Raw genomic sequence first — 21441 nt, forward strand, 5'->3', positions numbered from 1 at the left:
TGAAATCAACTCAGATGGCCCATAGGCGCTGACGTCGGACACTCGGCTAGGTCACGCCTCAACAAACGTGAGATTAGCGCGATCTTAAAGTCGCTGCGGCGGCTCGATCGCCGCACAAAGCGCAATGGTGAGGTGATCGCGACACCCGGCGAGATCGTCAAAGAGGAGCTGGATCATGAGTTCGAACGAGACTCGGCCACCGATGATACCCGCGTCAAAACCGCAGTCTCTTGGCTCGAAGAAGCCGTGCTGCTCAAGCGCGAGGAAAACCGCGTTCGGGTATTCCCGTCATCGCTGAGGATCCGCACATTAGCGGATGCGGAGACGAAAATCAGAGGCGCAAACGTTACTGAAGGATATCGCAGCAATCTTCTCTCCCTTGTGCAATGCCTCATCAACGCACCGCCAGATCAAGGCATCTCGACAGACGAGCTGTGTGGAGAGACCGGGTTATCGGCCAGCCGTTTGCGGAAGGCGCTGGCTGATCTCGAAGCCCTAGGAATTGCGTCGAATGACACAGCCATCACCATTTTCGTGCATCTGGGCGTGGAGGACTCTTCGGAAAAGCGCTTGGTCGATGCCTCAGCTCTCGAGACCGACCTCATCGCGAAGCTCAGAGAGTTTGCGCCGGAACTGGAGCTCGGAAACACATCGACGCTCAATCTGAAGATCGCTTCGCAGGACCTGAGGGACAGCGGGCATCCGACCGTTCGCCCCGACATCGTTGAACGCCTCATCCGCGGGATTGCGCGCGATGGGCGAGATGAAGAGGACGGCATTGGGAGCCTCCAATTACGAAAGGAAAATAGCGAGCATCTTCGGCTTCGACTTCAAAGGAGTTGGGACAAGCTTGCGCGTACAGCCGAGCTACGGCGAAAGGGATCGGCGGTTCTACTAAGCACGCTCGCAAGAGCTGCACCTTCGGGCGCGCGGGGGAAGGATATCCAAGTCGAGACGACCTTGGGCGCGCTGATGGCGGCGCTTTCAAGTGACCTCGAGCTTGCGCGAGACGTGACCGATGCCTCGAAGCTGCTGGACCGAGCTCTGCTGTGGCTCCATGAGCAAGGCGTCGTCACCCTTGGCAAAGGCCTCACCATCTTTCAGCCAGCCATTACCATTCATCTCGAGCCCGATAATCGGCAGTTCACAAAGGCCGACTTCGAACCCCTACGCATGCACTACGAAGAGCAAACGCTGCAGACCCATATTATGGCGAGCTATGCGGAGTGCGGCTTGAACTCGATGCGTGAAGCGCTGCGACTGTCAGAGGATTACTTCAAATTCGACCGGCAAAATTTTGTCGAAAAATGGCTGCCCGGCCAGGCGGCGGCTCTGCGGCGTCAGACAACACCAGAGTCCTGGCGCGCCATCGTCGAAGCCCTCGAGAACCCCAATCAATCCCGCATCGTCGCGGACGATCGCGAGCAAACGAATGTGCTTGTCCTTGCGGGCCCGGGCTCAGGCAAAACCCGTGTTCTGGTTCACCGCATCGCCTATCTCATTCGGGTGCGACGAGAGAACCCAAGGGGCATTCTCGCGCTGGTCTATAACCGCCATGCGGCAACAGAGATCCGACAACGGCTGTTCGCTTTGCTTGGTGACGACGCGCGCGGTGTGACCGTCTCCACCTGCCATGGCCTCGCAATGCGCATGGTGGGCGCAAGCTTTACGAGACAGTCCGATAAGCTTGAGCCAGGAGCATTTGACGAGATCTTGCGCCAGGCAGTCGCGCTTCTGCGCGGCGATGGACTCTCGAAAGACGAAGCCGACGCCCAACGCGAGACTCTGATCGAGGGGTATCGCTGGATACTCGTCGATGAATATCAAGATATTGGGCAGGATGAGTATGACCTGATCGCGGCAGTTGCCGGGCGTTCGATCGAAGACGAAGACAGCCGACTGAGTCTCTTTGCCGTCGGCGATGATGACCAGAACATCTACGCCTTCGCGGGTGCGTCGGTCGAATTTATCCGGCGCTTTGAGGAAGACTACACGGCGCAGCCAGTTCATTTGATCGAGAATTATCGATCGACCGCTCATATCATCAGCGCATCAAACCGCGTGATTGCGCGCGCTGCGGGGCGGATGAAAACCGGCCACGACATCGTGGTGAACCGCGCTCGGAAGAAAGAACCGGCGGGGGGAGAACTGGAAAAGCTCGACTCCGTCGGGCGCGGCCGGGTGCAGATCCTCAGAGAGGCCTCCACCGAGTCCGAACAAGCGGTGCTCACTGTTCGAGAACTCGAACGTCTCTCGAGGATCGCGCCGCACTGGGACTGGGCGAGAGCGGCCGTGATTGCGCGGGAATGGCGGTATTTAGAGCCCGTGCGAAGTTACTGCGAGGCGCAGGGCATTCCAGTTCAGGCCGCGAATGCCGACGCGCCAAATTTCTGGCGGCTGCGTGAGATGCAGTCCCTCATTGACTGGCTGAAAGCTCGAGAGAGTGCGGCCCTGAAAGCGAATGATCTCACCGATTGGGTCAAGCGCCAAACTATTGGGCCCTGGTGGTCGGTGCTCAGAGATGGCGTCGCCGAGTTCAGTCAAGAGCTCGGTGAACGCGAAACCGACCGAAAGGACGTGATTGAATGGTTCGCCGAATGGGGCCGTGAGGTGCGACGGCGTCAGAGCGGACTCCTGCTCCTTTCAGCCCATCGAGCGAAGGGTCTTGAGTTCGATGATGTCGTCATTCTCGATGGCGGCTGGGATCGTCAGTCGCGCGGAGAGGATACCGATGCGGCGCGTCGACTCTACTACGTCGCAATGACCCGCGCGCGGCGCAGCCTTGCGCTCATTTCAATGACGCGGCGCCATCCGATTATTGAGGGGCTCGATGACCCCGCAGTTCTAATGCGCGCCAAGAGCCAAGACCCGATCGATATCTCCGGCTGCAACAAGCTCTATCAGACGCTCAACCTCTCAGAGGTAGACCTCGGCTTTGCGGGCCGACTCCCAGAGGGGAGTGCGACGCTGAGGGCCCTCGAGGATTTGAGCACAGGCGATCCCCTCCGGCTCAAGCAATCGGGGGACCGCTGGTTCATCCTCAATCAGAGTGATGTTCCGGTCGGGCGACTGGCGAAGAAATTCAAGCCTCCGCAGGAAGCGCGATTTTTGGAGGGTCACGTATTCGCGATCAGCACGCGGTTTCGCACAGATTCGGCTGAGGAGTTCCAAGGCAATTTGAGGCGCGATCAGTGGAGTGTCGTGCTCCCCGAGCTCGTCTACGAGACGTAAGCAGTCCTTCGCTTGACTTCAGATTTTGGTTCCAAATTCGGGGCCGCTTGGTAACTTTTCGCCATGCCAGAGCCTGCGATCGACCCAACCGAATTCAAGAGCCTCGCCGAACTCACGGCTCGGTTACCGGACATCCTGTCGGCACCGAGGCAAAACGGTACGCTCGAAATGATCGTGATGCGGCCGGACCGGGGTGAGCGCATTCTGCCCCACGATATCAGGGTAAATGCGGTCGACGGCGTGCCCGGCGATCACTGGAGCGAGGGCACCGGACATGCGGCGGCAGAGGGTGTCGGCGATCCGGAGGCGCAGATCTGCATAATGATGGCGAGCTGCATCAGCGCTATCGCGGGCGACAAGGCCAATTGGCCGCCTGCTGGCGACAACTTCTTCATAGACATGGACCTCACGCCCACGAACATGCCGCCTGGCACACGTTTCGCGATCGGCAGCGCCGAATTTGTCGTGACCGAGCTCCCACATAACGGCTGCCAGGACTTCATTGACCGCTACGGTCGAGATGCCTGCGTCTTCCTCATGACTGGAGAGGGCAAAAAGAACCGGCTTCGCGGGATCTACGCGCGCGTGATCCGCGATGGCACGGTCTCCGTGGGCGACACGGTAAGCAAGCTGGACTGACAACACCGCTTCAGTCCTGCCCTCAAACCACGAGAACGCGTATGGCGCGTCGGCAGGCTTTAAGTGAAGTTGAGAGGAATGGCAGCCGCGCGCGTGCTGCGATACCGGACACAGTAAGGGGAGATCGTCGGAATGGCCCCGCACGATGGCGAACCCCTCAGGGCCTTCATTCCCCGGGCGATCGACAGCTTCATGCCGGGGCTGATCCCGACGATGGAGCAGCGCCTTGGAACCACCATTGAGGCGACCTTTGAGCTCAACCCGATCATTCCGCAACGCGTTCTTGCGGGAGAGCCGTTCGATCTTGGGATCACGAACCCGTGGTATCTGCCGAAACTCATCGACCACGGGCTCGTCTCTCCCAGCGGCCATCGAGCCTTCGGACGGGTCGCGCTCGCGATCGCTGGCCGGGAACCGATGGTAGAAGGGCCGGAGACCTCTCCCGCAGGGATCATCGCCCTCCTCCGTCGGGCGAACTCGATCGCGTACACCGCCGAAGGAACGAGCGGAAGAACCTTCCTCGACGCCATCGCTCGGCTCGGCGTCGGGAGAGAGATCGAGGCCAGGCTCGTCCCGATGGGGATCGGGCAGTCACCATCGCGCGCGGCGGCGGAAGGAAAAGTGGACCTCGCCATCGCACCCCTGACGACGGTTGCCGTTGCACCGAGCCTCAACGTGCTTGCACTCTTCCCCTCCGACTTGGGAGCCGACATCGATATGTCGGTCTTCCTGGCTGCTCATCGCCATGAAGGCAGCCTGGCGAGCAAAGCGTTGGACTTTCTCACCGATCCGGGCCTCGATCCCCTGCTTAGAAACTACGGCCTCGTTCGGCCCTGAACTGTCATGAGAAATTTGCGGCGTCGAGGATGCCTCTGTGCGGTGCGCCAGATGGATCCGGTGGCCTTACTTGATCTTCCCCCCGAGATCCGGACCGTTAGCGCCCAAACTTGACCTGCCAGCCCCGGCTAATAGCCGCCATCAGTGCTCGACGCAGGAAGCGCCGTGCGCGTCAAAAGTTGATTCTTTTCGGCCAACAAGCTGAATCGGTTCAAGATTATTCGCCCAGCGATGTAAGAGATCATCCGATCTCACGCAGGAACGCCCGGGCCTCGCGCACCTTGATAACGCAATTCTGGTACTCTCCAAATTGCTCTTGCACCTTGGCGGCCGCGAGAAGGCTGGCTGCCTTGCTCCATTTTACGCTCCCGCTGAGGCCGTCCGCTTCAGCCTGGTTGAGCTCGCGGTAGCCTGCCTCGAGGCCACCTGCACATGCCGGTCCTAGACCATAATCAGCGCTATCACCCGAGCATCCCAGCAAGGCCGCGCAAAAGACAACCCCGACAACATTCGCGCGGAGAGACGGCATCTTGGACCTCCATCATTTTCTTGTTTCACCTGCCCGGCCACCAACGAGCCGCTGCAATCGAAGTGCACACCTTGGAAAGCAAACGGCCTAGTCGCATCTCCGGTCAGCGGCAACGAGGCGATCCTTCTCAACGTTCATGAAACGCTCGAGTTCCTGCATCGCCACAGCGGGGTTCCGACCAGGTGCGATTGGCGAGCAGTACCGAAGCGTGACAACGCCCTGCTTCTTTGTTCGGAACCCGTCGAACCACAGCAGGCCAGCATTGTGGACGATGGGAACCACCGGCGCACCGGCAGAATGATAGAGGGCTTCGAGACCTCTCTGGAAGGTTCGACGGCCGCCGGGCTGCACGCGCGTACCTTCGGGGAAGATCAAGACGCTTCGCCCCTCGAGCAATGTCGCCTTTGCCTCACGAAGGACGCGGCGCAGGTTGGTCCCGCGGCGCTCGCGATGAACGAAGATCATTGGCGCGTGCTTCAAGCCCCAGCCAAACACGGGGATCCGTTGCGCCTCGGCTTTCGAAATTACGTTGATGTCCGGGATCAGCGCCGTCAGGGCGATCGATTCCCAGTAGGATTGGTGGTTGCACACGAATATGGCAGGAACGTTCGGGATGTTCTCGCTCCCCTCGACCACGTAACGCACTCCAACGATCCATCGCGCAGCCGCAATAAACCCACTCGACCAGAGTCGAAGAGCGCGGCGAACGACGACTGGAGGCCGCCACAGCTGAAAGACGGTGAGGATCACAAGGCCGAAGGGCAGGCTCCAGAGCAGGATTGCGACTTCGAACAATCGAGTTCGCGCCGCGCTCGTCAAGCTGCCCAAGTGACTAGCATCCTGGTCCACTGAAAGGTCCGCGAGATTCGCCATACCTGCTTGAGTCGCATCATATTGATCGGATCTCTCCCTTAACGTGCCGAGGTGGCCGGAGCAAAAATTGTGTGCAGCGGACTGCAATGGCTTGCACTTCTTGAAAGGCTGTGCAGACCTCGGCGCTCGAGGCGGGATCGAGCTCTGAGGCACCGAGCAAAATGCCCGATTTTCCGAAGGGGGTAGAACAATGAAGAGCCACAAACCCTATGTCGTGGGTGAGTATTATTCCGGGCCTGCCGAGAAGCAGGCGTTCCTGCGCGACATATTCGATCGTACCGCACCCTATTACGAGGGTATCGCGAAGTGGGGATGGTTTGGCTCGGGGCAAATCTACCGGCGGAACGTACTGAAGCGGGCAGGGATCAGGCACGATATGCGCGTGGTCGACGTCGCTTCAGGAACTGGGCCAGTGGCGCGGGCTCTAATATCGCTTCTCGACAGCCCCAGCCAAGTCGTCTGCGTGGAGCCGTCGGCCGGGATGATTGCCGAGTCGCGAAAGACCGTGCCCTGTGTTCACCATCAGGCGACGGCCGAGAGCCTTCCGGTTGAGGATCAGAGTTTCGATTTTCTGACGATGGGATTTGCGCTGCGTCACGTCGATGACCTAGATGCGACGTTCCGCGAGTTTCGTAGGGTCCTAAAGGACGGCGGGAAGGCGCTGGTGCTCGACGTCACCATTCCTGACAATCCCGTCGGGCATTTCCTTTTCAAGGCTTACTTCAAACATATCCTCCCTTCACTCACGCTCGTCTTCAGCAGAAACCGGGAAGCGCACAAGCTGATGAAGTATTACTGGGAGACGATGGAGCAGATGACTGGGCGCGAGGAGGTTGCAGAGATCATGCGCGAAGCGGGCTTTCGCGAGGTAAGGCACCGTGTTCTTCTTGGCTGCTTCTCGGAGTACGAGGCGGTGCGCTGATGCAAGCTGAACCGCGGGTCCGGCCGCACTGGACCGTGCTGATTCCTGCGCACAACGAGGCGAAGACCATCCGAGGTGTGGTCGAGGGCACTTTGCAGCATCTGCACGATGTTATCGTGATCGACGACGGGTCGACTGATGCAACTGCCAAAGCCCTGGACGGTTTGCCAGTGGAGATCATCCGGCACGAGCGTAACCGCGGAAAGGGATGGAGGCTCGCGGAGGGCCTCCAACGCGCAGTTTCTCGTGGTGCGGACGGAGTCATAACGCTCGATGCCGATGGCCAACACGACCCCGACGACATCCCGGCCTTTCTTGTGGCAGCGGACTCCGCTCCCGGAGCCCTTGTTGTCGGCGACCGGTCGCTGGAACGGTCATCGATGCCCATGAACCGTCGCGCGGCGATCCGGTTCGGCGACTTCTTCATTGGCTGGGCGGCGGGGCAAACCGTCAACGATGCGCAATGCGGATTGCGGCTATATCCGGCGGCGATAATCAGGGAGGTTCCCGTTCCAGAGAACGAACGGGAGCACTTCGTCTTCGAGACGGCGATCCTGTTGCGGGCGGCGGCCGCTGGAAAAAGGGTCGTGCGTGTGCCCATCCGCGCCCGCTACCAAGGTTTCCAGCAACGCCCTAGCCATTTCAGGCCAGTCACTGATACCCTGAGAATCGCGCGCACTGTGACGCACCTGCTGTGGCGGATCCGCATTTCGCCAAACCGGCTCTTGATCGCGCTCCGCACTGTGCGATAGCCTCCCACCGGGCGGAAGTATTTGAATTTGGGGGATGAAATGAAATCTCTGCTGCCAGGAGCCATCCTTGCCCTGGCGCTGGCAATTGGCGGATGCCGTGCTGCGCCGATTTATAACGCCGAAGACGTTGCCTACACCGCAGCGCCGAGTACCACTGCGCAAGGCTTCACCCTCGATGACTACCGTGCGGCGATAATTCGGGCCGGCGCAAAGAGGGGCTGGGCATTCACTGACGAGGGGCCCGGGCACCTCGTTGGGAATGTCGCCGTGCGCAACAAGCACTTCGCGACGGTCGACGTCCTTTTCGACACCGAGGAATTCTCGATCGAGTACAAATCGTCGCGTAACCTAAACTACGATGCGAGCCGGGGCGAGATTCACCCGAACTACAACTCCTGGATCTCCAACCTCCAGAACGACATTCAGGCTGAAATCGCCATCATGAAGGCTGGCTGAAAATAGCGGCCACCAGCTTATGGAAGTCCTACGGTTCACACTGGAAAACGGATTTCCAGCGGATAGCCCCTTCTTCAACGGGCACTTCGTTGGAAATCCGATTGCTCCAGGCGCAATAATTCTTGGCACACTCTCAGCACGCTTGAACGAGAGTGGGAAGCAGATCGTCCAAGTACATCGGATGAAGTTCAACCGACCCTTAAGACCCGACATGGCTTTCGAAGTGACGGTCGCTCGACGCGGTTCCAGCTATCGAGCCGAGTTTCGGGACCATGACGGTGTCTTCGCGACGGCAGGGCTCGTGATCCGGCCGGCTTATGACTAACGCCGTTCCAGATTGGGTTCGCGATCGCGAGCGTGGCAGCCAGGTAGCTTTGCGCGCCATGCATGCCATCGTTCAGAACGCCCCGCCACAGGTCGTCGACCCGCTAATTTGGCTCGTCTCGCTCTACTTCACTGTGTTCCCAAGCCGCGCCGCCGCCGCCGGTTCCAAGATGTACCTTGCGGCGGCGCTCGGTCGGAGACCGAGTTTTTCCGATCGCCACCGTCAGGTGCGAAACTTTGCCCATGTTGTCGTCGACAGGGTTGGGCTGCTCTCTGATGGCGCCGCGGCATTCGATCTGCGCTCTCGCAACGAGTCTCTTGTCGCCTCGCTTCACGCGCAGCGGAGAGGGGCGGTGCTTCTAGGCGCCCACTTCGGCAGCTTCGAGGCGATGCGAGCTTTCGACCGCACGCTGCCCGGTCTCTCGATCCGCTACTTGATGTTCGAGGATAACGCTGAGATGACCTCGCGAATGCTCCAGCGGATAAACCCGGCCTTGTCGAGGCAGGTGATCCCTCTCCGGGATGGCATCGACGCCATGCTGACAGTTTGCGATGCTCTGGAAGAGGGCAATTTCGTCGCGTATTTGGGTGACCGGGCACACCGAAGAAACATGCGCGCAGAAGTCGAGGTGGACTTCCTGGGGCATCGTGCACGATTCCCGCGCGCCCCCTACATGAGCGCCATGCTGGCGAAGGTGCCCATTATCCTCTGCTTCGCGCCTCGGGTCGGTCGGAGAGCTTATGAGATCGAGTTCATGGAGTTGCATGATGGATCGCCCGTCCCACGCCGGGAGCGGGATGAAAAATGCCGCGAACTGGCGCAGCGCTATGCGGACGCTCTGGGCGATATGTGCCGCCGGCATCCTTACAACTGGTTCAACTTCTTCGACATATGGCGCTGAGGGGGAGTTTGGAGGGTGCGCAGCCCCAGCGCCAGGGAGCGCCATCGCGGCAATTGAGAATCTCCGGATAGATCCGGAGGCCACGGTCTCCTATCGCGAACAGATCCACCATCCAGCGTTAACTGAGCCGGAGCGCGCAAGCGGACTGATGTGGATTGAGCCGAGCGGCCGGCTGGTCAAGAAACAAATCACTCCCAGAGAGGAGATCAGTGAGGTTGGAGAGGACTTCGTATCGGTGCGGAAGCATGTCGAGGATCAGCGGAACCTTCTCCCCATCCCGCCTGAAGCGCGGCGCATGCTCACCGCACTGCGCGACGTGATGTCAGGGGATGCCGAGGCGTTGGAAACCCGCTACTCGCCAGTAATGACGGAAGCGCAACCGCTCTGGCGCCTTCGCCTCGCCGTACATGACGATCCAGACTACTTGCCAATCTTTCTGATTGGGTGCGGTAGCCAGCTCAGAGGCATCGAGATCCGCGAACCAGGCGGAGTGCGACGACTCGTTGTATTCGACAGGCCGTTGTGATGCGCCTTTTGCTCGCGTTCACTTTTGCTGTGGGCCTTATGGCCGCGGCGGTCGCGGCGATTGAGATCGATACCGACGCGCGTGCACTGGTCGGGGATAACGGGGCGATTGCCTCTGCCCTCGATACCGTCGAAGGCCGGTCGATGCTACTTGCGATCATCGACGACGATCGAGAGTCGCGGAGCACCGTGGCGAGAGAGGTGGTCGATGCGCTCGGTGGCGAGCCGATGGTCGCTCACGCATCGACGGGGATCATAACGCCTCCGTCCGGTCTTGCCGACTGGTTGTGGAGGGAACGGTTCACGCTGTCGCCACCGCCTTCATCGGCGTTCACGACTGACGCCATGGCAAGGGAACTGATCGCGGGCAAGTCGGAACTGACCAGTTTTGGAGGGGCTGGGCTAGCTCACTACTATCTGCTCGACCCAACCGGCAGCTTCCGTCGACTGATCGAAGCGCTCGTTTTTGCCGCTAGCGGCGGCCTCCCCATGATTGACGGAGTGCTGCAGTCCCTCGACGACACCGCCGCGCTCGTAACGATCCAGCTTTCACCGATGCCCTTCGATGTCGATGCACAGCTGGCGCTCGACTGGTCCATTGTCGAGCAGGTCGAGATGGCGGGGGCGGAGGCGATCATCGTCGGGCCACGCTCCATTGCCGCCGCCATCAGCGCCGGTATCGAGGATAGCTCAAAGACCGTCGCCGTTCTTGGTGGAGCGCTCCTTCTGATCTGGTTGGTAGCAGTTCTCCGGTCGGCCACCTCGATTTTGCGTGTGTTCCTTCCGCTCGCGATAGGGTTTGCTGCGGCAGCAATGACGGTCCAGGCGGCATTCGGGACCGTCCACGTGATAGCCCTCGGTTTCGGGGGGGCTCTCATGGGGCTTGCAATCGATTACCCGTTGCACCTCCTCTCCCATGCGAGAACGAGTGGCGGTGTCGAGGGCGCGCGACGCCTGGTACTGCTGGGTGCATCGACGACAGCGATCGCGTTTCTTTCGCTTTTGGGCTCAGGGATCCCCGCGATCGGTCAAGTCGGGCTCTTCGTTTCAACTGGTCTTGGTGGTGCGGCGCTTGCGGCAGTCGCAATCGGCATTGAGGGTGAACAGAGGCACGCTTGGAATCGTCTAGCCGTACCCACGTTCCCGCCAGTGCGTTGGAAACTAGCGTTGCTTGCCGCAACAGGACTTGTCTCCGGCGCCGTGATCGCCGCTTCGCCGGGACCGGGCGCGCGTGGCCTTCTCGAGCTGCCGACGCCCGTCATGGCGTCTATCTATGCTCTCGATCGGATGATGGACCTTCCGTCAGGTCGTTATCGGATCGACGTCACTGCACCGACACTTGACCACCTTCTCGCGCAACAGAGACGGCTCACACAGCGTTTAGGAGAGGCCCGTGCAGAGGGAGCGCTTGGTCGTTTCGCGATGCTGGCAGACAAGCTCCCAGCCGACGCTGGCACAGTGTTCCCTAATGTCGAGGCCTTCGCTTCGCGAGCCTCCGAGGCGTTGCGCCAAGCGGGACTGCGTGAGTCCTTCCAGGGCGATATTGTCGAAGCTTACAGGCACGCCCTCGATCGTCCGGCGCTCGGCCCTGCTGAGGTGGCGCCGCTTGTCGAACCTTTGGCGCCATCGGGCGCCATCCGCATCGAGGGCGCTGCCCTCGTTGGCAGCGTCAGGCTTTGGGAGGTTGAAAACGCGGATCGCATTGAGGCGGCTGTTCAAGGGCTTGAAGGGGTCAGCTTCATCGATGAGCGCGCTGCGCTTTCGGCCCGACTGGAGCATTTGGCAGGTCGGATCACGGTCTGTTTCTTAGCCGGCATTGCGGCGTGTGCTGTCGTACTTGTGCTCGCTCTGCGGCGTGTTCGCCCGGTCGCCGAAGTGATGGCATCATGCCTCGCCGCTGCTGCTGTCACTGCGGCGTTCGTGACTATCATCGGCGGTGGACTAGGCGTTTTTACTCTGGTCGCCCTCGCCCTTGTGGTGGGGATAGGGATCGACTATGGGATCTTCTTGACATTGAGCGAGGGCCCCGAGGCTTCCGCAGCTGCGATGCGCTCGGTTGGCATGTGCGCGAGCACAACGCTCATTGCGTTCCTTGTCATGGCATTCTTCGGCTCCGACATGCTCAGGGATATTGGTATGACTGTATCACTTGGCGTGGCGGCAACCGCGCTTGCGTCTTTCCTTCGCCAAGAATGGGGTTTCGCGCGACATTGATGGCCACACTCAGCCAGATGCCCCCGCTGGAGCAACTCGCCATCACTGGGCGGGTTGCCGTAACGTGCGTAGGACGCGGGCGTGAGGCACATGTCGACGCGATGTCTAGCGGGCGTTCTGGGCTCACTGCATGTGATTTTCCAGGGGTTGATTTTCCCTGCTGGATCGGACGGGTCGGCGGCATCGAAGATGAGTTGTTTCCTGGCCGTATGGCTGCCTATGAGAACCGAGCGACGCGCCTGGCCGTGTCGGCCCTTGAAACGGAGGGGTTCTCTTGTCGCGTCGCGGCGGCGATATCGCGGTGGGGCAGCCGAAGGGTCGGGCTTGTGATCGGCACGTCGACTTCCGGTGTCGAGAAGCTGGAAAATGTCTACCGAAATTGGTCCGGCAATGGACCGCTCGATCCAGCCTACTCGCTCCGGCACCACAACGACCATCATGCTGTGACGTCCTTCCTTGCCGAGTATCTTGGCATTGAGGGGATCGGCTACACGGTCTCCACGGCCTGCTCGTCCGCCGCGAAGGCGCTTATCGATGGCGCGCAACTGATCCGTCTAGGGCTCTGCGATGCTGTTCTGACGGGCGGAGTCGACAGCCTTTGTTTGACTTCGCTCTTTGGCTTTGAAGCTCTGGAGCTCGTTTCACGAGAACCCTGCCGCCCCTTTGACGCGCGCCGTGATGGTTTGTCGATCGGCGAGGGTGCGGGTTTCATCCTACTCGAAAGGGAAGGAGACGGTCCAAGGCTGCTTGGTTATGGCGAGACATCGGATGCCGTCAGCATGTCTACACCGCCGCCGGAAGGCGAGGGTGCTCAGGCGGCCATGCGCGAAGCACTCGGGCGTGCATCGCTCGATCCCGAGGAAATCGAGTTCGTTAAGCTCCATGGAACCGCGACGAAGAGCAATGATCTGGCAGAGTCGGCGGCGGTAGCGAGCATATTCCCTTTCGGGCCACCGTCGGCCTCTCTGAAGGGGATGATCGGACACACCTTGGGGGCAGCTGGTGCGGTCGAGGCCGTGCTCTGCCTCGACGCGATGGAGTCGGGTATCGTGCCTGGGACAGTCGGCTTATCGGCGCCCGATCCGGCACTCGCACTCGTTCCCCGCATTCAATCAGCCTCAGGAGAAATACGGCGCGCAGTCTGCAACGCCTTTGGGTTCGGGGGCAGCAATTCCTCCCTCGTACTTGGACTCTCATGAAGGCGACGCTCTTCGTTGACGGCGTTGGCTACGCGGCACCGGGACTGCGGACTGCCGTCGCTCTTCAGGAACACTTTGACGGGGCCCCGTTCGAAGTCGAGGAGACCTGGACAGCGATGCCTGCTTGCCTCGCGCGGCGGCAGGCACTTCGCTTGAGCGACACGACACGCCTGGCGATCATGGCCGCCGAAGCAGTTGGCCCCCTGCTTCCAAGAGATTGTAGCTGGATATTTGCAAGTTCGACCGGCGAAGGCGGAACTTTGAACGAGATCCTGCTCGCACTCCGTGCCGATCCGATCATGATCCAGCCTCTCCGTTTTCAGAACGCGGTGCACAATGCCGCCCAGGGCAACTGGTCGATTGCCGCAGGTGCAAAGGGCGGAATGACAAGTGTCGCAGCTTACGATGCCACAGCGGGCGCTGGCCTTTTGAAGGCGACCATGCAGGCTCTGATGGATGACTGCCCGGTGGGACTTGTCGTATTCGATGCCCCCTTGCCGCCACCGCTCCATGAGAAACGCCCTCTTGAGCTCTCGATGGCGGCGGCGTTCGCCCTTTCACCGCAGAGGGGCGAGAACAGCCTCGCGGCGCTCGATCTGGATGTCGTGGCAGACGAGACGGCAACCGACCCTTCGCTTTCTGGTGCGCATCGGTCGCTGACCGACAGCGGAAACCCAGTTCGGTTCCTTCTTCCTCTCCTGCGTCAGATCTTCTGGCCCAAGGGGGAAACAGTCACTCTCGACCTCCCAGGTAAGCTGGCTTTGACTGTAACGCCATTGAGTGTCGGCGATGCTTGAGGATGCCCTCGACCGCATGCCCCATTCAGGACCGATGCGCCTGATCGAGTCGGTACTTGCCTCAGACCTCGACAGGGTGCGGTGCATTGCGACCGATCATCGGTCGCCTACCTATCCCCTCCGGCTCGGGGGCATGCTCTATGGTGCGACCATGATCGAGATCGGCGCGCAGGCGGCGGCGATTCACGCCTCACTCCACGCCGTCGGTGCCGCTCATACAGGTCTAATCCTCGCGCTCACTGACGTCGTCATCTCGCGCGACTTGGTCGAGAGCGAAGGACGGTTGGAGGTCGGAGCAGAACGGATCGAGGGCGATGAAAACGGCGCGCGCTACCGCTTCGAGGTTGTAGATGGAGAGGGCGTCATCGTGTCTGGCGAGCTTCTACTCAGTATGCGGCGGAGGGACGATTGAAACGCGCGTTCGTCACAGGTGGATCTAGTCCGATCGGCGCGGCGATCGCGCGCGAGCTTTCCCGGCAGGGACACCACGTGATCGTCCACGCGAGCCGAAACCACACTGCAGCGGAGGAAACGGCGGACGGAATACGCCGCGATGGCGGTAGCGCTGAGACGATTGTCCTCGACCTGACAAGGGTGGAAGAGACGCAGAAGCGACTCGGCGAAGTCGTTGAGTCCGAGCCGATCCAAATCTTTGTTCATAATGCCGGCCTCCACCGAGATATGCCCTTCGCAGCGATGGAGCCAGACGACTGGCGCGCGGTGATCGACGTCAACCTCAACGGCTTCTACGCGGCATTGAAGCCATTGATGCTGCCGATGATGCGGACACGCTGGGGGCGCATCATCGCCATTTCGTCTCTCACGGCGATCACCGGCAATCGCGGGCAGACAAATTATGCTGCGGCGAAGGGAGGTCTTCTGCCGCTCGTGAAGTCTTTGACGCGGGAGTATGGCAGTCGAGGTATTACTGCGAACGTCGTGGCGCCAGGGCTCATCGCGACGTCTGAGACCGAGGCGCTCCAAAACTTCGATCAACTCGCGAGCCTCTGCCCTGCGGGACGACCCGGCCGCCCCGAAGAGGTCGCCGCGATTGTCGGCTTCTTAGCATCCGAGGCATCAGGTTATATCTCGGGCCAGATGATTGCAGTCGATGGAGGAACAAGCTGATGGATGGCGCAGCGCCGCTTCCCGAGGATGGCGTCGCCACGGTCCGGCGCTGCGATGTCATGGTGATCGGCGGCGGCCCCGGGGGGGCGGCTACAGCGGCCTTCCTGGCATTAAAGGGTCATCACGTTGTTCTCGTGGAGAAGGATCGTCATCCACGCTTTCATATCGGGGAGTCGTTGCTGCCGCGCAGCCTGCCGCTCCTCGAAGAACTCGGCATGCTTGACCAAGTGCGCCGGATCGGCGTCTTCAAGCCAGGAGCCGAGTTCATCAGCGAGGATGGCAGCCGAGAAGCGGTGTTCGATTTTCGAAACGCCCTTCTCGACGGGCCAACACATGCCTATCAAGTCCGTCGGTCCGAGTTTGATCAGATCATTTTCGAGCGCGCGATTGCTCTCGGGGTTGAGGCGCGGCAGCAGACCATGGCCCACATTGTCTCGATGGAGGACGACAGCGCAAAGGTCAGAACCGAGGGAGCCGATGGCGAGATCATCGACTGGGAGGCGAGCTTTCTTGTTGATGCCTCCGGGCGCTCAACTCTGATTTCAAAAATGCTGTCGGAGAAGCGTCCGGACCCGCGCAACACTTCGGCTGCAATCTTCGGACATTTCCGCGGCGTCCCGCGTAGTGAGGGCGAGCGCGGCGGCAATATTCGGATCTACCTTACCCGTCCGGGATGGATGTGGCAGATTCCCTTGCGTGATGACGTTACCTCGATCGGTTTCGTCGCGTCGGGCGAGCATCTCCAGAAGCGCGACTCTGGCGTCGAGGCCTTCTTCAAAGCGCATTGCGCTCGCCATCCGCACATCGCGTCGATCCTTGGATCGGCCGAACGCATCGGACCCATGCATGCCACTGGCAACTTCTCGTACCGCGCCACGACCGCCGCAGGTTCGCGCCACATCAAGGTTGGCGACGCGTACGGGTTCATTGATCCGATCTTCTCGACGGGAGTTCATCTGGCATTGACGAGCGCCAGAGAGGCGGCCTCCGCCATAACCGACATACTCGCAGACCCCTCGACGAGAACTCGTCGTCTTGCGCAATATCATCAGGAAATCGAACGACGTCTGACTTTCGTCTCGTGGTTCATTTATCAGATTCACGATCCGAGTTTTCGAGAGATGATGGTCAACCCGAGGAACATTCTAGGTGTTGAGAGCGCAATGATTTCGCTTCTTTCAGGTGATTTTCGACCCGACATTCGGATCCGATCGCGCATTGCACTGTTCAGGCTGTTTCGCTACATCGTCGCCGCGACCGGTTCGCGGGAGAGGAGGAACCTGGATGGATGACACAAGTGCCATCGGTGGCTTCGAAGCGTTTCGCAGGGAGGTGGCGTCGATGATCATCGAAGAGCTTGTCCTCGATGACACTGCACCCGAGGATATCGACCCTGCCGCACCGCTCTTCATTGACGGGCTTGGGCTCGACTCGATTGATGCGCTTGAACTCTCGTTCGCGATCTCGAAGCGCTACGGCGTCAAGCTCCGGTCGGGCGACGAGCGGAATCGGGAGATATTTTCTTCGCTCGATGAGCTCAGCCGGTACATCCGGGAGCACAGGACAACGTGAGTTTGAACCGGTCATCGATCGGCTATCTCATTGTCGGGGTACTGATCGCCGCATTGGCGGGAAGAACGGCTGGGTGGGTGTCGGACAAGGCGTTAGATATTGTCTTTCTTTTTTCCTTCGCTTGGTTTGCCTACAGCGCCCTGTTGATGCGCATTGGCACGGCGTCGGCGATCATGGTCTCGCTGTCGCTCTTTGTCAGCCTGCTCGTATTGCGACACAGTTTCCCGTCATTGCGCTACATGCCGTATCTCATGATCGCACCCGTCAATTTCGCTTTGTCGGTGCTGTTTGCGCGTGGGCTGATGCCAGGGCGCCGGCCCGTACTGCTCACGCTAATCGATATTATCGGCATGGCTCCGGTCGTGGACACCAAGTTTCAGCGCTTCGTCGCACGGCAGTGCCTTCTGTGGAGCGTGATGGCATTCGGGACAGCGCTGCTAGCCCTCGCCGGGATCTTCTTTGAGACCGTGAGGCCCGCCATCTCGTTGGCGCTGGAGGTACTGATTGGGGCGCAAGTTATCTGGTTCGCGCTTTCACACTACTACGCCTCGCGTCGTTACCACCGCCCGGAGACATGGTGGACGACCCTGAAAACGATGGTACGGCCCGATGTATGGTCCCGTTTAGGGAAGATGTCATGATCCCAACGAGCTCTCCGTCCGGACTAGCGGAGCCGTTTTGCGTAACAGCAGGCGGAGCCATTAGCGCCGCGGACTTTCTCGTGGACGTCGCAGCGGCCCGCCATTGCCTCGCCGGCCACGATGCGATTTGCAACATGGCAGAGGCTCGCTACGACTTCTCGGTTCTGCTATCGGCCGCGATGGCAAACGGACAAACAACGGTCCTGCCACCGTCACGCGCCACCGCTGCCGTCGCCGCTGCACTCGATGGTTGGCGCTCCCCCCTCACGGTCAAAGCCCTGTCAGATATCGGTCTCGAGCGGCTAAACTCCGAAGCACATGCAGAAAATCAAGCGTTGCCAAAATTGACCGGCCAGGTCCACGTCTTCACGTCGGGATCGACTGGAAAGCCGGTTCGGCATCTGAAGAACTGGCGTTCGCTCGCTGATGGAGCTCGGCTCACGGCCGAAATTGTCGCGAGTGCTGGGCTTGAACAAGTCGATACGGTGATGCTGGGAACAACTCCGCACCAGCATATGTATGGGCTGGAGGCAGCGATCTTTGCTGGCATTGCCCATGGGTACTGCCTGCACGATGCGACGGTCTTCTTTCCTGCCGACCTCGAACGCGCAGTCGACGAGGCGACAGGCCAAGGCATGTCCGATGTCGTCTTGGTGACAAGCCCGGCGCATCTACGTTTCCTTGAGGAAACGATTGTCACGCTGCCGCAGATTCGCTGCATCATCTCGGCCACCGCACCTCTGCATCGCGACGTTGCACGACGCCTCGAAGCGTCGGGGACACGAAAGGTTTTCGAGATATATGGGAGCACTGAAACAGGCTCCCTTGCCCGGCGACGGAGCGCTGAGACGGACCTCTGGACGCCACTGGACGGCTTTCGGATCGTTGGCCGCGGCGATCGCTGGTTTGCCTCGGCGCCGCATCTGCACGCTACAATCGCCCTAGCGGACGATATCGATCTTGAATCCGACGGTCGCTTTCGCCTCCTCGGCCGGCGAGGCGATATGGTGCGGGTCGCGGGAAAGCGGCAGAGCCTCGGCGGGCTGAACGCTGTGCTCTCGCTGATGCCGGGGCTGCGAGATGGCGTCATATTGAGCGAACCTGGTGCCGACGGCGATCAACTTTCTCTGTTCGTCGTGACCAACGGGGAGAAGCCAGCGGACCTGCATGCTCTGCGAAAGGCAGTCCGAGCTCACATGCTTGGTTATGTGGATCCAGTTTTCGTGCCGCGGCACGTCCACATCGTCGACCGGATCCCGAGAGGTGATACAGGTAAGATCTCGGCGGCAGACCAGGTGGTGATGATGAGCGCCGCGCGACGAGGTGCTGATCAGGCTGCGCCAAAGGTTGCCGGAAAGCGCGAGTAACCGGCCCTCACTGACGATCAATCGGCTGCAGACCATCGAGCTCCGATATCACCGCATCTACATCTCCCCGGTGCTTTTCGAACATGCTGCCGATTACCTCTCGCTGCGTGACTGCCAAGGATATCCCTTCGACAACAAGATCCGAGATTGCGACTTTGCCGGAGCGCTCGGACACGATCCAGTTCACGGAGATGGCGATCTCGTTGAGCGGCCGAATCTCGCTAGTCACCATGATGCCCTTGGAGCCGATGTCGCGTGCGTCGCCAAGATGAACATAGGTGCGCAGATCCTCGACAGTTCCTTCAAACGCACGGAAGTAACCGGCGTAGATCCGCGCGATGTAGCGCGAAAAGGCATCGACGAACTGGATGTGCTGCGCATCCGTCATTTCTCGCCATTTGCGCCCGGCAGAAAATCGCGCAAGCTGCGGCAGCGCGGCCTTTTCCATCAAGATGCGGTTTAGCTGCGCGGCTGTCTCGTGTCTCGGCGCATTAGCGACGATAAGCGCCAAGACTTCGTCAATCGTCGCGCTGACGTGGGCGCGCGCGACGTCTGTCGCGACCGTCTGAGCCTGCACCGTACGGGCCGGGACCGTCGCTGCGATCCCTAAAACGACAAATGATCTTCTCGTGAGAACTGTCATTTCCAAGCCATTCAGGCAGAGCATGCGCCGGTTGAAAGGTGACTGGAGTTCCGCTGCACCTGATCCGCTCAGGGGGAGATACGCTGAACGAGCGGCGCGAGTTTATCTTCCGTTGGTTCGAGCACTCTGAGATTGCCGCTGCACGACCGCGCGTCATACTCGACGCTCCCAATCACGGCATCTCCCAAAACCTCCTCGATCATCGCATACAGCAGGTACATGGCCATGCCCCAGCGCCAGTTCACCCTGTAGCTAGCGATATTCTTACACTCTGGAAGTATCGGTACTGGACAATCTTGTTTCGACGCCTCGCAGCGAACGCACCAGGCCGCTTCGGTTGGCGTGCAGATCGACGCATCACGTCTATAGGGCGCCAACATTAAGGTTGGCGGGCCGGTGCCAGAATGCGAACGCCTCCCTCCCGAAAAGCGGCTCGATGCCTGCCTTTTCCAACGTTGCCAGCGCATGTTCGCGACGAACCACGAAACGATCGGCGCCGTAGATCGCGTACTTGCTCCGGTCTCTTTCGGGAGTGAAATTGATCGTGATTACGTTGGCACCGGCCTTGAAGCCAAGCGCCTGCCCACCAGACTGGGGCTTTTCCAATGCGCTAACCGCGGGAATCAACGCTCGTGGATTAAGTAACCGCATGACGGCCATGAGGTTGAGCGTCAGGTTCAAGTCTCCCATGGGGGAACCCGCGAGAGGTGAATTTGCGGCCGGGATGAATGGTGAGGCACTCATCATCTGTGCGCCGAGTTCGCCGGGCAAGATTGCGTCCCGCACGAGCGACGCCCGGCTTTGACCGGGGAGCCCTACAATTGCTCCCACCCCGGTCCTAAAGCCAAGGTCAATGAGGTCTTTTGCACAGGCGACGCGAGTGTCCAGATCTTCTCCACACATTTCGAGGTGAAGCTCTGGGTCTGAAGTCTCCTGTTTGAGAATGTAGCTGTCGGCGCCGGCCTGTTTCAGCTCCTTCAACTCGACTCGGTCTTTGTTTCCTAGGCAGAGCAACACTTCGACATTCCCAGCGAACACTTCCCGAATCTTCGGTATCAGCCGTAATGAAAGGCGCGTCGAAGCGGGGGTTTCGCCGCCTTGGAGAGCCACTACCCCGACGCCCGCCTGATAAACCGATTCCGCGGCTTCCAAGACATCGCCGGCGTTCTGAGAGTACCGCTTGTAGCGGTTCTCTACTCGCATTGGACAATACAGACACGACTTCACGCAAACGTCCGTGATCTCGATGACGCCCCGAACGACTGCGCTTCGGCCAAAATAGGTATCTCTCACCTCGCGGGCTTCGTCGAAAAGTCTCGTCTGTGCCGCGCCACTCGCGTCCAACATTTCAGCAATTGCCATTGGCGTTTGCCGATGGGGAGCCAAGTGGCTATTTTGCATTTTTCTGTTCATTATTGGCTGCCTTGCTCGATCATTCTTCTCGTCAGCGTGATAAAAGATGGTCGCTTCAAGATCCAACCTTATGGGGTTGGGCAACTTCTCATGCGATCGGATCCCCTCTTTGCAAGCTTACCGGATCGGCTACTACCATTTGACCTGATGCCGTTCAAAGCTCTCTGGCGCAAGGTCTGCCGTCATCACAAATGCCCGGAACGATGCGTTCGTGAAATCCATATGACGCGGGCTTCTTTCTTTCGATCTTCTGACCTCAGCCACGATAGGTGCTTGACCTGATAGGACAGTCCGTCAGCGAGAAGAATCCCCCACGATCACCCCCGACGGAGGCGGCAGCGTTCTACGCTGGCTACGGCCTTTCAGAGTAGGCGAGTTCGGCCGCTTGAAGATCCGCAAGGTCGACGAAGCCGGTCGTTGTTCTTCGCGCAGAACCTGAATCACGGCGCCAATGTCACGGCCCCCATGGCCGCACCG

Annotated in this window: 22 protein-coding genes; 17 read left to right on the forward strand and 5 right to left on the reverse strand. The window is 60.0% G+C overall.

Annotation, left to right across the window (positions count from 1 at the left end; all coding sequences use genetic code 11):
- Nucleotides 1–132: 132 nt before the first annotated feature.
- The 3 genes from H0I76_RS19720 (at nucleotide 133) to H0I76_RS16835 (ending at nucleotide 4707) form a co-directional block, all read left to right on the forward strand.
- Entirely contained in the window at nucleotides 133–3231 is a 3099-nt protein-coding gene (locus H0I76_RS19720; protein ID WP_200612606.1) for an ATP-dependent helicase, read from the forward strand.
- Nucleotides 3232–3294: 63 nt separating this feature from the next.
- Nucleotides 3295–3870 (forward strand): MOSC domain-containing protein, encoded by a 576-nt coding sequence (locus H0I76_RS16830; RefSeq protein ID WP_200612609.1) that lies wholly within the window; start codon nucleotides 3295–3297, stop codon nucleotides 3868–3870.
- Between the two features lie 132 nt (nucleotides 3871–4002).
- Complete coding sequence (locus H0I76_RS16835; protein ID WP_200612612.1) at nucleotides 4003–4707, forward strand: substrate-binding domain-containing protein; 705 nt, start codon at nucleotides 4003–4005, stop codon at nucleotides 4705–4707.
- A 241-nt stretch (nucleotides 4708–4948) separates the two neighbouring features.
- Here H0I76_RS16835 and H0I76_RS16840 read toward each other — a convergent pair whose 3' ends face one another.
- The gene (locus H0I76_RS16840; protein WP_200612615.1) at nucleotides 4949–5236 is read right to left on the reverse strand and encodes a hypothetical protein; all 288 of its coding nucleotides are present in this window, start codon (nucleotides 5234–5236) and stop codon (nucleotides 4949–4951) included.
- A gap of 87 nt (nucleotides 5237–5323) precedes the next feature.
- A complete protein-coding gene (locus H0I76_RS16845; protein ID WP_200612618.1) occupies nucleotides 5324–6064 on the reverse strand; it encodes a lysophospholipid acyltransferase family protein in 741 nt (246 codons plus the stop codon).
- A 235-nt stretch (nucleotides 6065–6299) separates the two neighbouring features.
- Here H0I76_RS16845 and H0I76_RS16850 point away from each other — a divergent pair, with 235 nt between their 5' ends.
- The 14 genes from H0I76_RS16850 (at nucleotide 6300) to H0I76_RS16915 (ending at nucleotide 18908) form a co-directional block, all read left to right on the forward strand.
- Nucleotides 6300–7031 carry a class I SAM-dependent methyltransferase gene (locus tag H0I76_RS16850; RefSeq protein WP_200612621.1) on the forward strand — a complete coding sequence of 244 codons (732 nt, stop codon included), beginning with the start codon at nucleotides 6300–6302 and terminating at the stop codon, nucleotides 7029–7031.
- Nucleotides 7031–7783 (forward strand): glycosyltransferase family 2 protein, encoded by a 753-nt coding sequence (locus H0I76_RS16855; protein WP_200612623.1) that lies wholly within the window; start codon nucleotides 7031–7033, stop codon nucleotides 7781–7783. The genes H0I76_RS16850 and H0I76_RS16855 overlap by 1 nt, the downstream gene beginning before the upstream one ends.
- A gap of 39 nt (nucleotides 7784–7822) precedes the next feature.
- Nucleotides 7823–8239 carry a hypothetical protein gene (locus H0I76_RS16860; RefSeq protein ID WP_200612625.1) on the forward strand — a complete coding sequence of 139 codons (417 nt, stop codon included), beginning with the start codon at nucleotides 7823–7825 and terminating at the stop codon, nucleotides 8237–8239.
- Between the two features lie 383 nt (nucleotides 8240–8622).
- Nucleotides 8623–9465, forward strand: coding sequence for an LpxL/LpxP family acyltransferase (locus tag H0I76_RS16865; RefSeq protein ID WP_200612627.1), 843 nt, complete (start codon nucleotides 8623–8625; stop codon nucleotides 9463–9465).
- Nucleotides 9466–9613: 148 nt separating this feature from the next.
- A complete protein-coding gene (locus tag H0I76_RS16870; RefSeq protein ID WP_200612629.1) occupies nucleotides 9614–9991 on the forward strand; it encodes a hypothetical protein in 378 nt (125 codons plus the stop codon).
- Nucleotides 9991–12204, forward strand: coding sequence for an MMPL family transporter (locus H0I76_RS16875; protein ID WP_200612631.1), 2214 nt, complete (start codon nucleotides 9991–9993; stop codon nucleotides 12202–12204). Before H0I76_RS16870 ends, H0I76_RS16875 begins: the two co-directional genes overlap by 1 nt.
- Complete coding sequence (locus tag H0I76_RS16880) at nucleotides 12204–13403, forward strand: beta-ketoacyl-ACP synthase (RefSeq protein ID WP_200612633.1); 1200 nt, start codon at nucleotides 12204–12206, stop codon at nucleotides 13401–13403. The genes H0I76_RS16875 and H0I76_RS16880 overlap by 1 nt, the downstream gene beginning before the upstream one ends.
- Entirely contained in the window at nucleotides 13400–14200 is an 801-nt protein-coding gene (locus H0I76_RS16885) for a beta-ketoacyl synthase chain length factor (protein ID WP_200612635.1), read from the forward strand. The genes H0I76_RS16880 and H0I76_RS16885 overlap by 4 nt, the downstream gene beginning before the upstream one ends.
- Entirely contained in the window at nucleotides 14193–14612 is a 420-nt protein-coding gene (locus H0I76_RS16890; protein ID WP_200612638.1) for a hypothetical protein, read from the forward strand. The genes H0I76_RS16885 and H0I76_RS16890 overlap by 8 nt, the downstream gene beginning before the upstream one ends.
- A complete protein-coding gene (gene fabG / locus H0I76_RS16895; RefSeq protein WP_200612640.1) occupies nucleotides 14609–15328 on the forward strand; it encodes a 3-oxoacyl-ACP reductase FabG in 720 nt (239 codons plus the stop codon). Before H0I76_RS16890 ends, fabG begins: the two co-directional genes overlap by 4 nt.
- On the forward strand, nucleotides 15328–16620 hold the full coding sequence (locus tag H0I76_RS16900) for an NAD(P)/FAD-dependent oxidoreductase (protein ID WP_200612643.1): 1293 nt from the start codon (nucleotides 15328–15330) through the stop codon (nucleotides 16618–16620). Before fabG ends, H0I76_RS16900 begins: the two co-directional genes overlap by 1 nt.
- On the forward strand, nucleotides 16613–16900 hold the full coding sequence (locus H0I76_RS16905) for a phosphopantetheine-binding protein (protein ID WP_200612646.1): 288 nt from the start codon (nucleotides 16613–16615) through the stop codon (nucleotides 16898–16900). The genes H0I76_RS16900 and H0I76_RS16905 overlap by 8 nt, the downstream gene beginning before the upstream one ends.
- Nucleotides 16897–17541 (forward strand): hypothetical protein, encoded by a 645-nt coding sequence (locus tag H0I76_RS16910; protein WP_200612649.1) that lies wholly within the window; start codon nucleotides 16897–16899, stop codon nucleotides 17539–17541. Before H0I76_RS16905 ends, H0I76_RS16910 begins: the two co-directional genes overlap by 4 nt.
- An 80-nt stretch (nucleotides 17542–17621) precedes the next feature.
- Entirely contained in the window at nucleotides 17622–18908 is a 1287-nt protein-coding gene (locus H0I76_RS16915) for an AMP-binding protein (protein WP_200612652.1), read from the forward strand.
- A gap of 7 nt (nucleotides 18909–18915) precedes the next feature.
- Here H0I76_RS16915 and H0I76_RS16920 read toward each other — a convergent pair whose 3' ends face one another.
- The 3 genes from H0I76_RS16920 to H0I76_RS16930 form a co-directional block, all read right to left on the reverse strand.
- Nucleotides 18916–19551 (reverse strand): MlaC/ttg2D family ABC transporter substrate-binding protein, encoded by a 636-nt coding sequence (locus tag H0I76_RS16920; RefSeq protein WP_200612655.1) that lies wholly within the window; start codon nucleotides 19549–19551, stop codon nucleotides 18916–18918.
- Nucleotides 19552–19619: 68 nt separating this feature from the next.
- Entirely contained in the window at nucleotides 19620–19778 is a 159-nt protein-coding gene (locus H0I76_RS16925; RefSeq protein ID WP_200612658.1) for a hypothetical protein, read from the reverse strand.
- A gap of 136 nt (nucleotides 19779–19914) precedes the next feature.
- Complete coding sequence (locus tag H0I76_RS16930; protein WP_200612661.1) at nucleotides 19915–20964, reverse strand: biotin synthase BioB; 1050 nt, start codon at nucleotides 20962–20964, stop codon at nucleotides 19915–19917.
- Nucleotides 20965–21441: the final 477 nt, after the last annotated feature.

This window comes from Thermohalobaculum xanthum, assembly GCF_016623495.1.
In the GTDB taxonomy this organism is placed as follows: domain Bacteria; phylum Pseudomonadota; class Alphaproteobacteria; order Rhodobacterales; family Rhodobacteraceae; genus Thermohalobaculum; species Thermohalobaculum xanthum.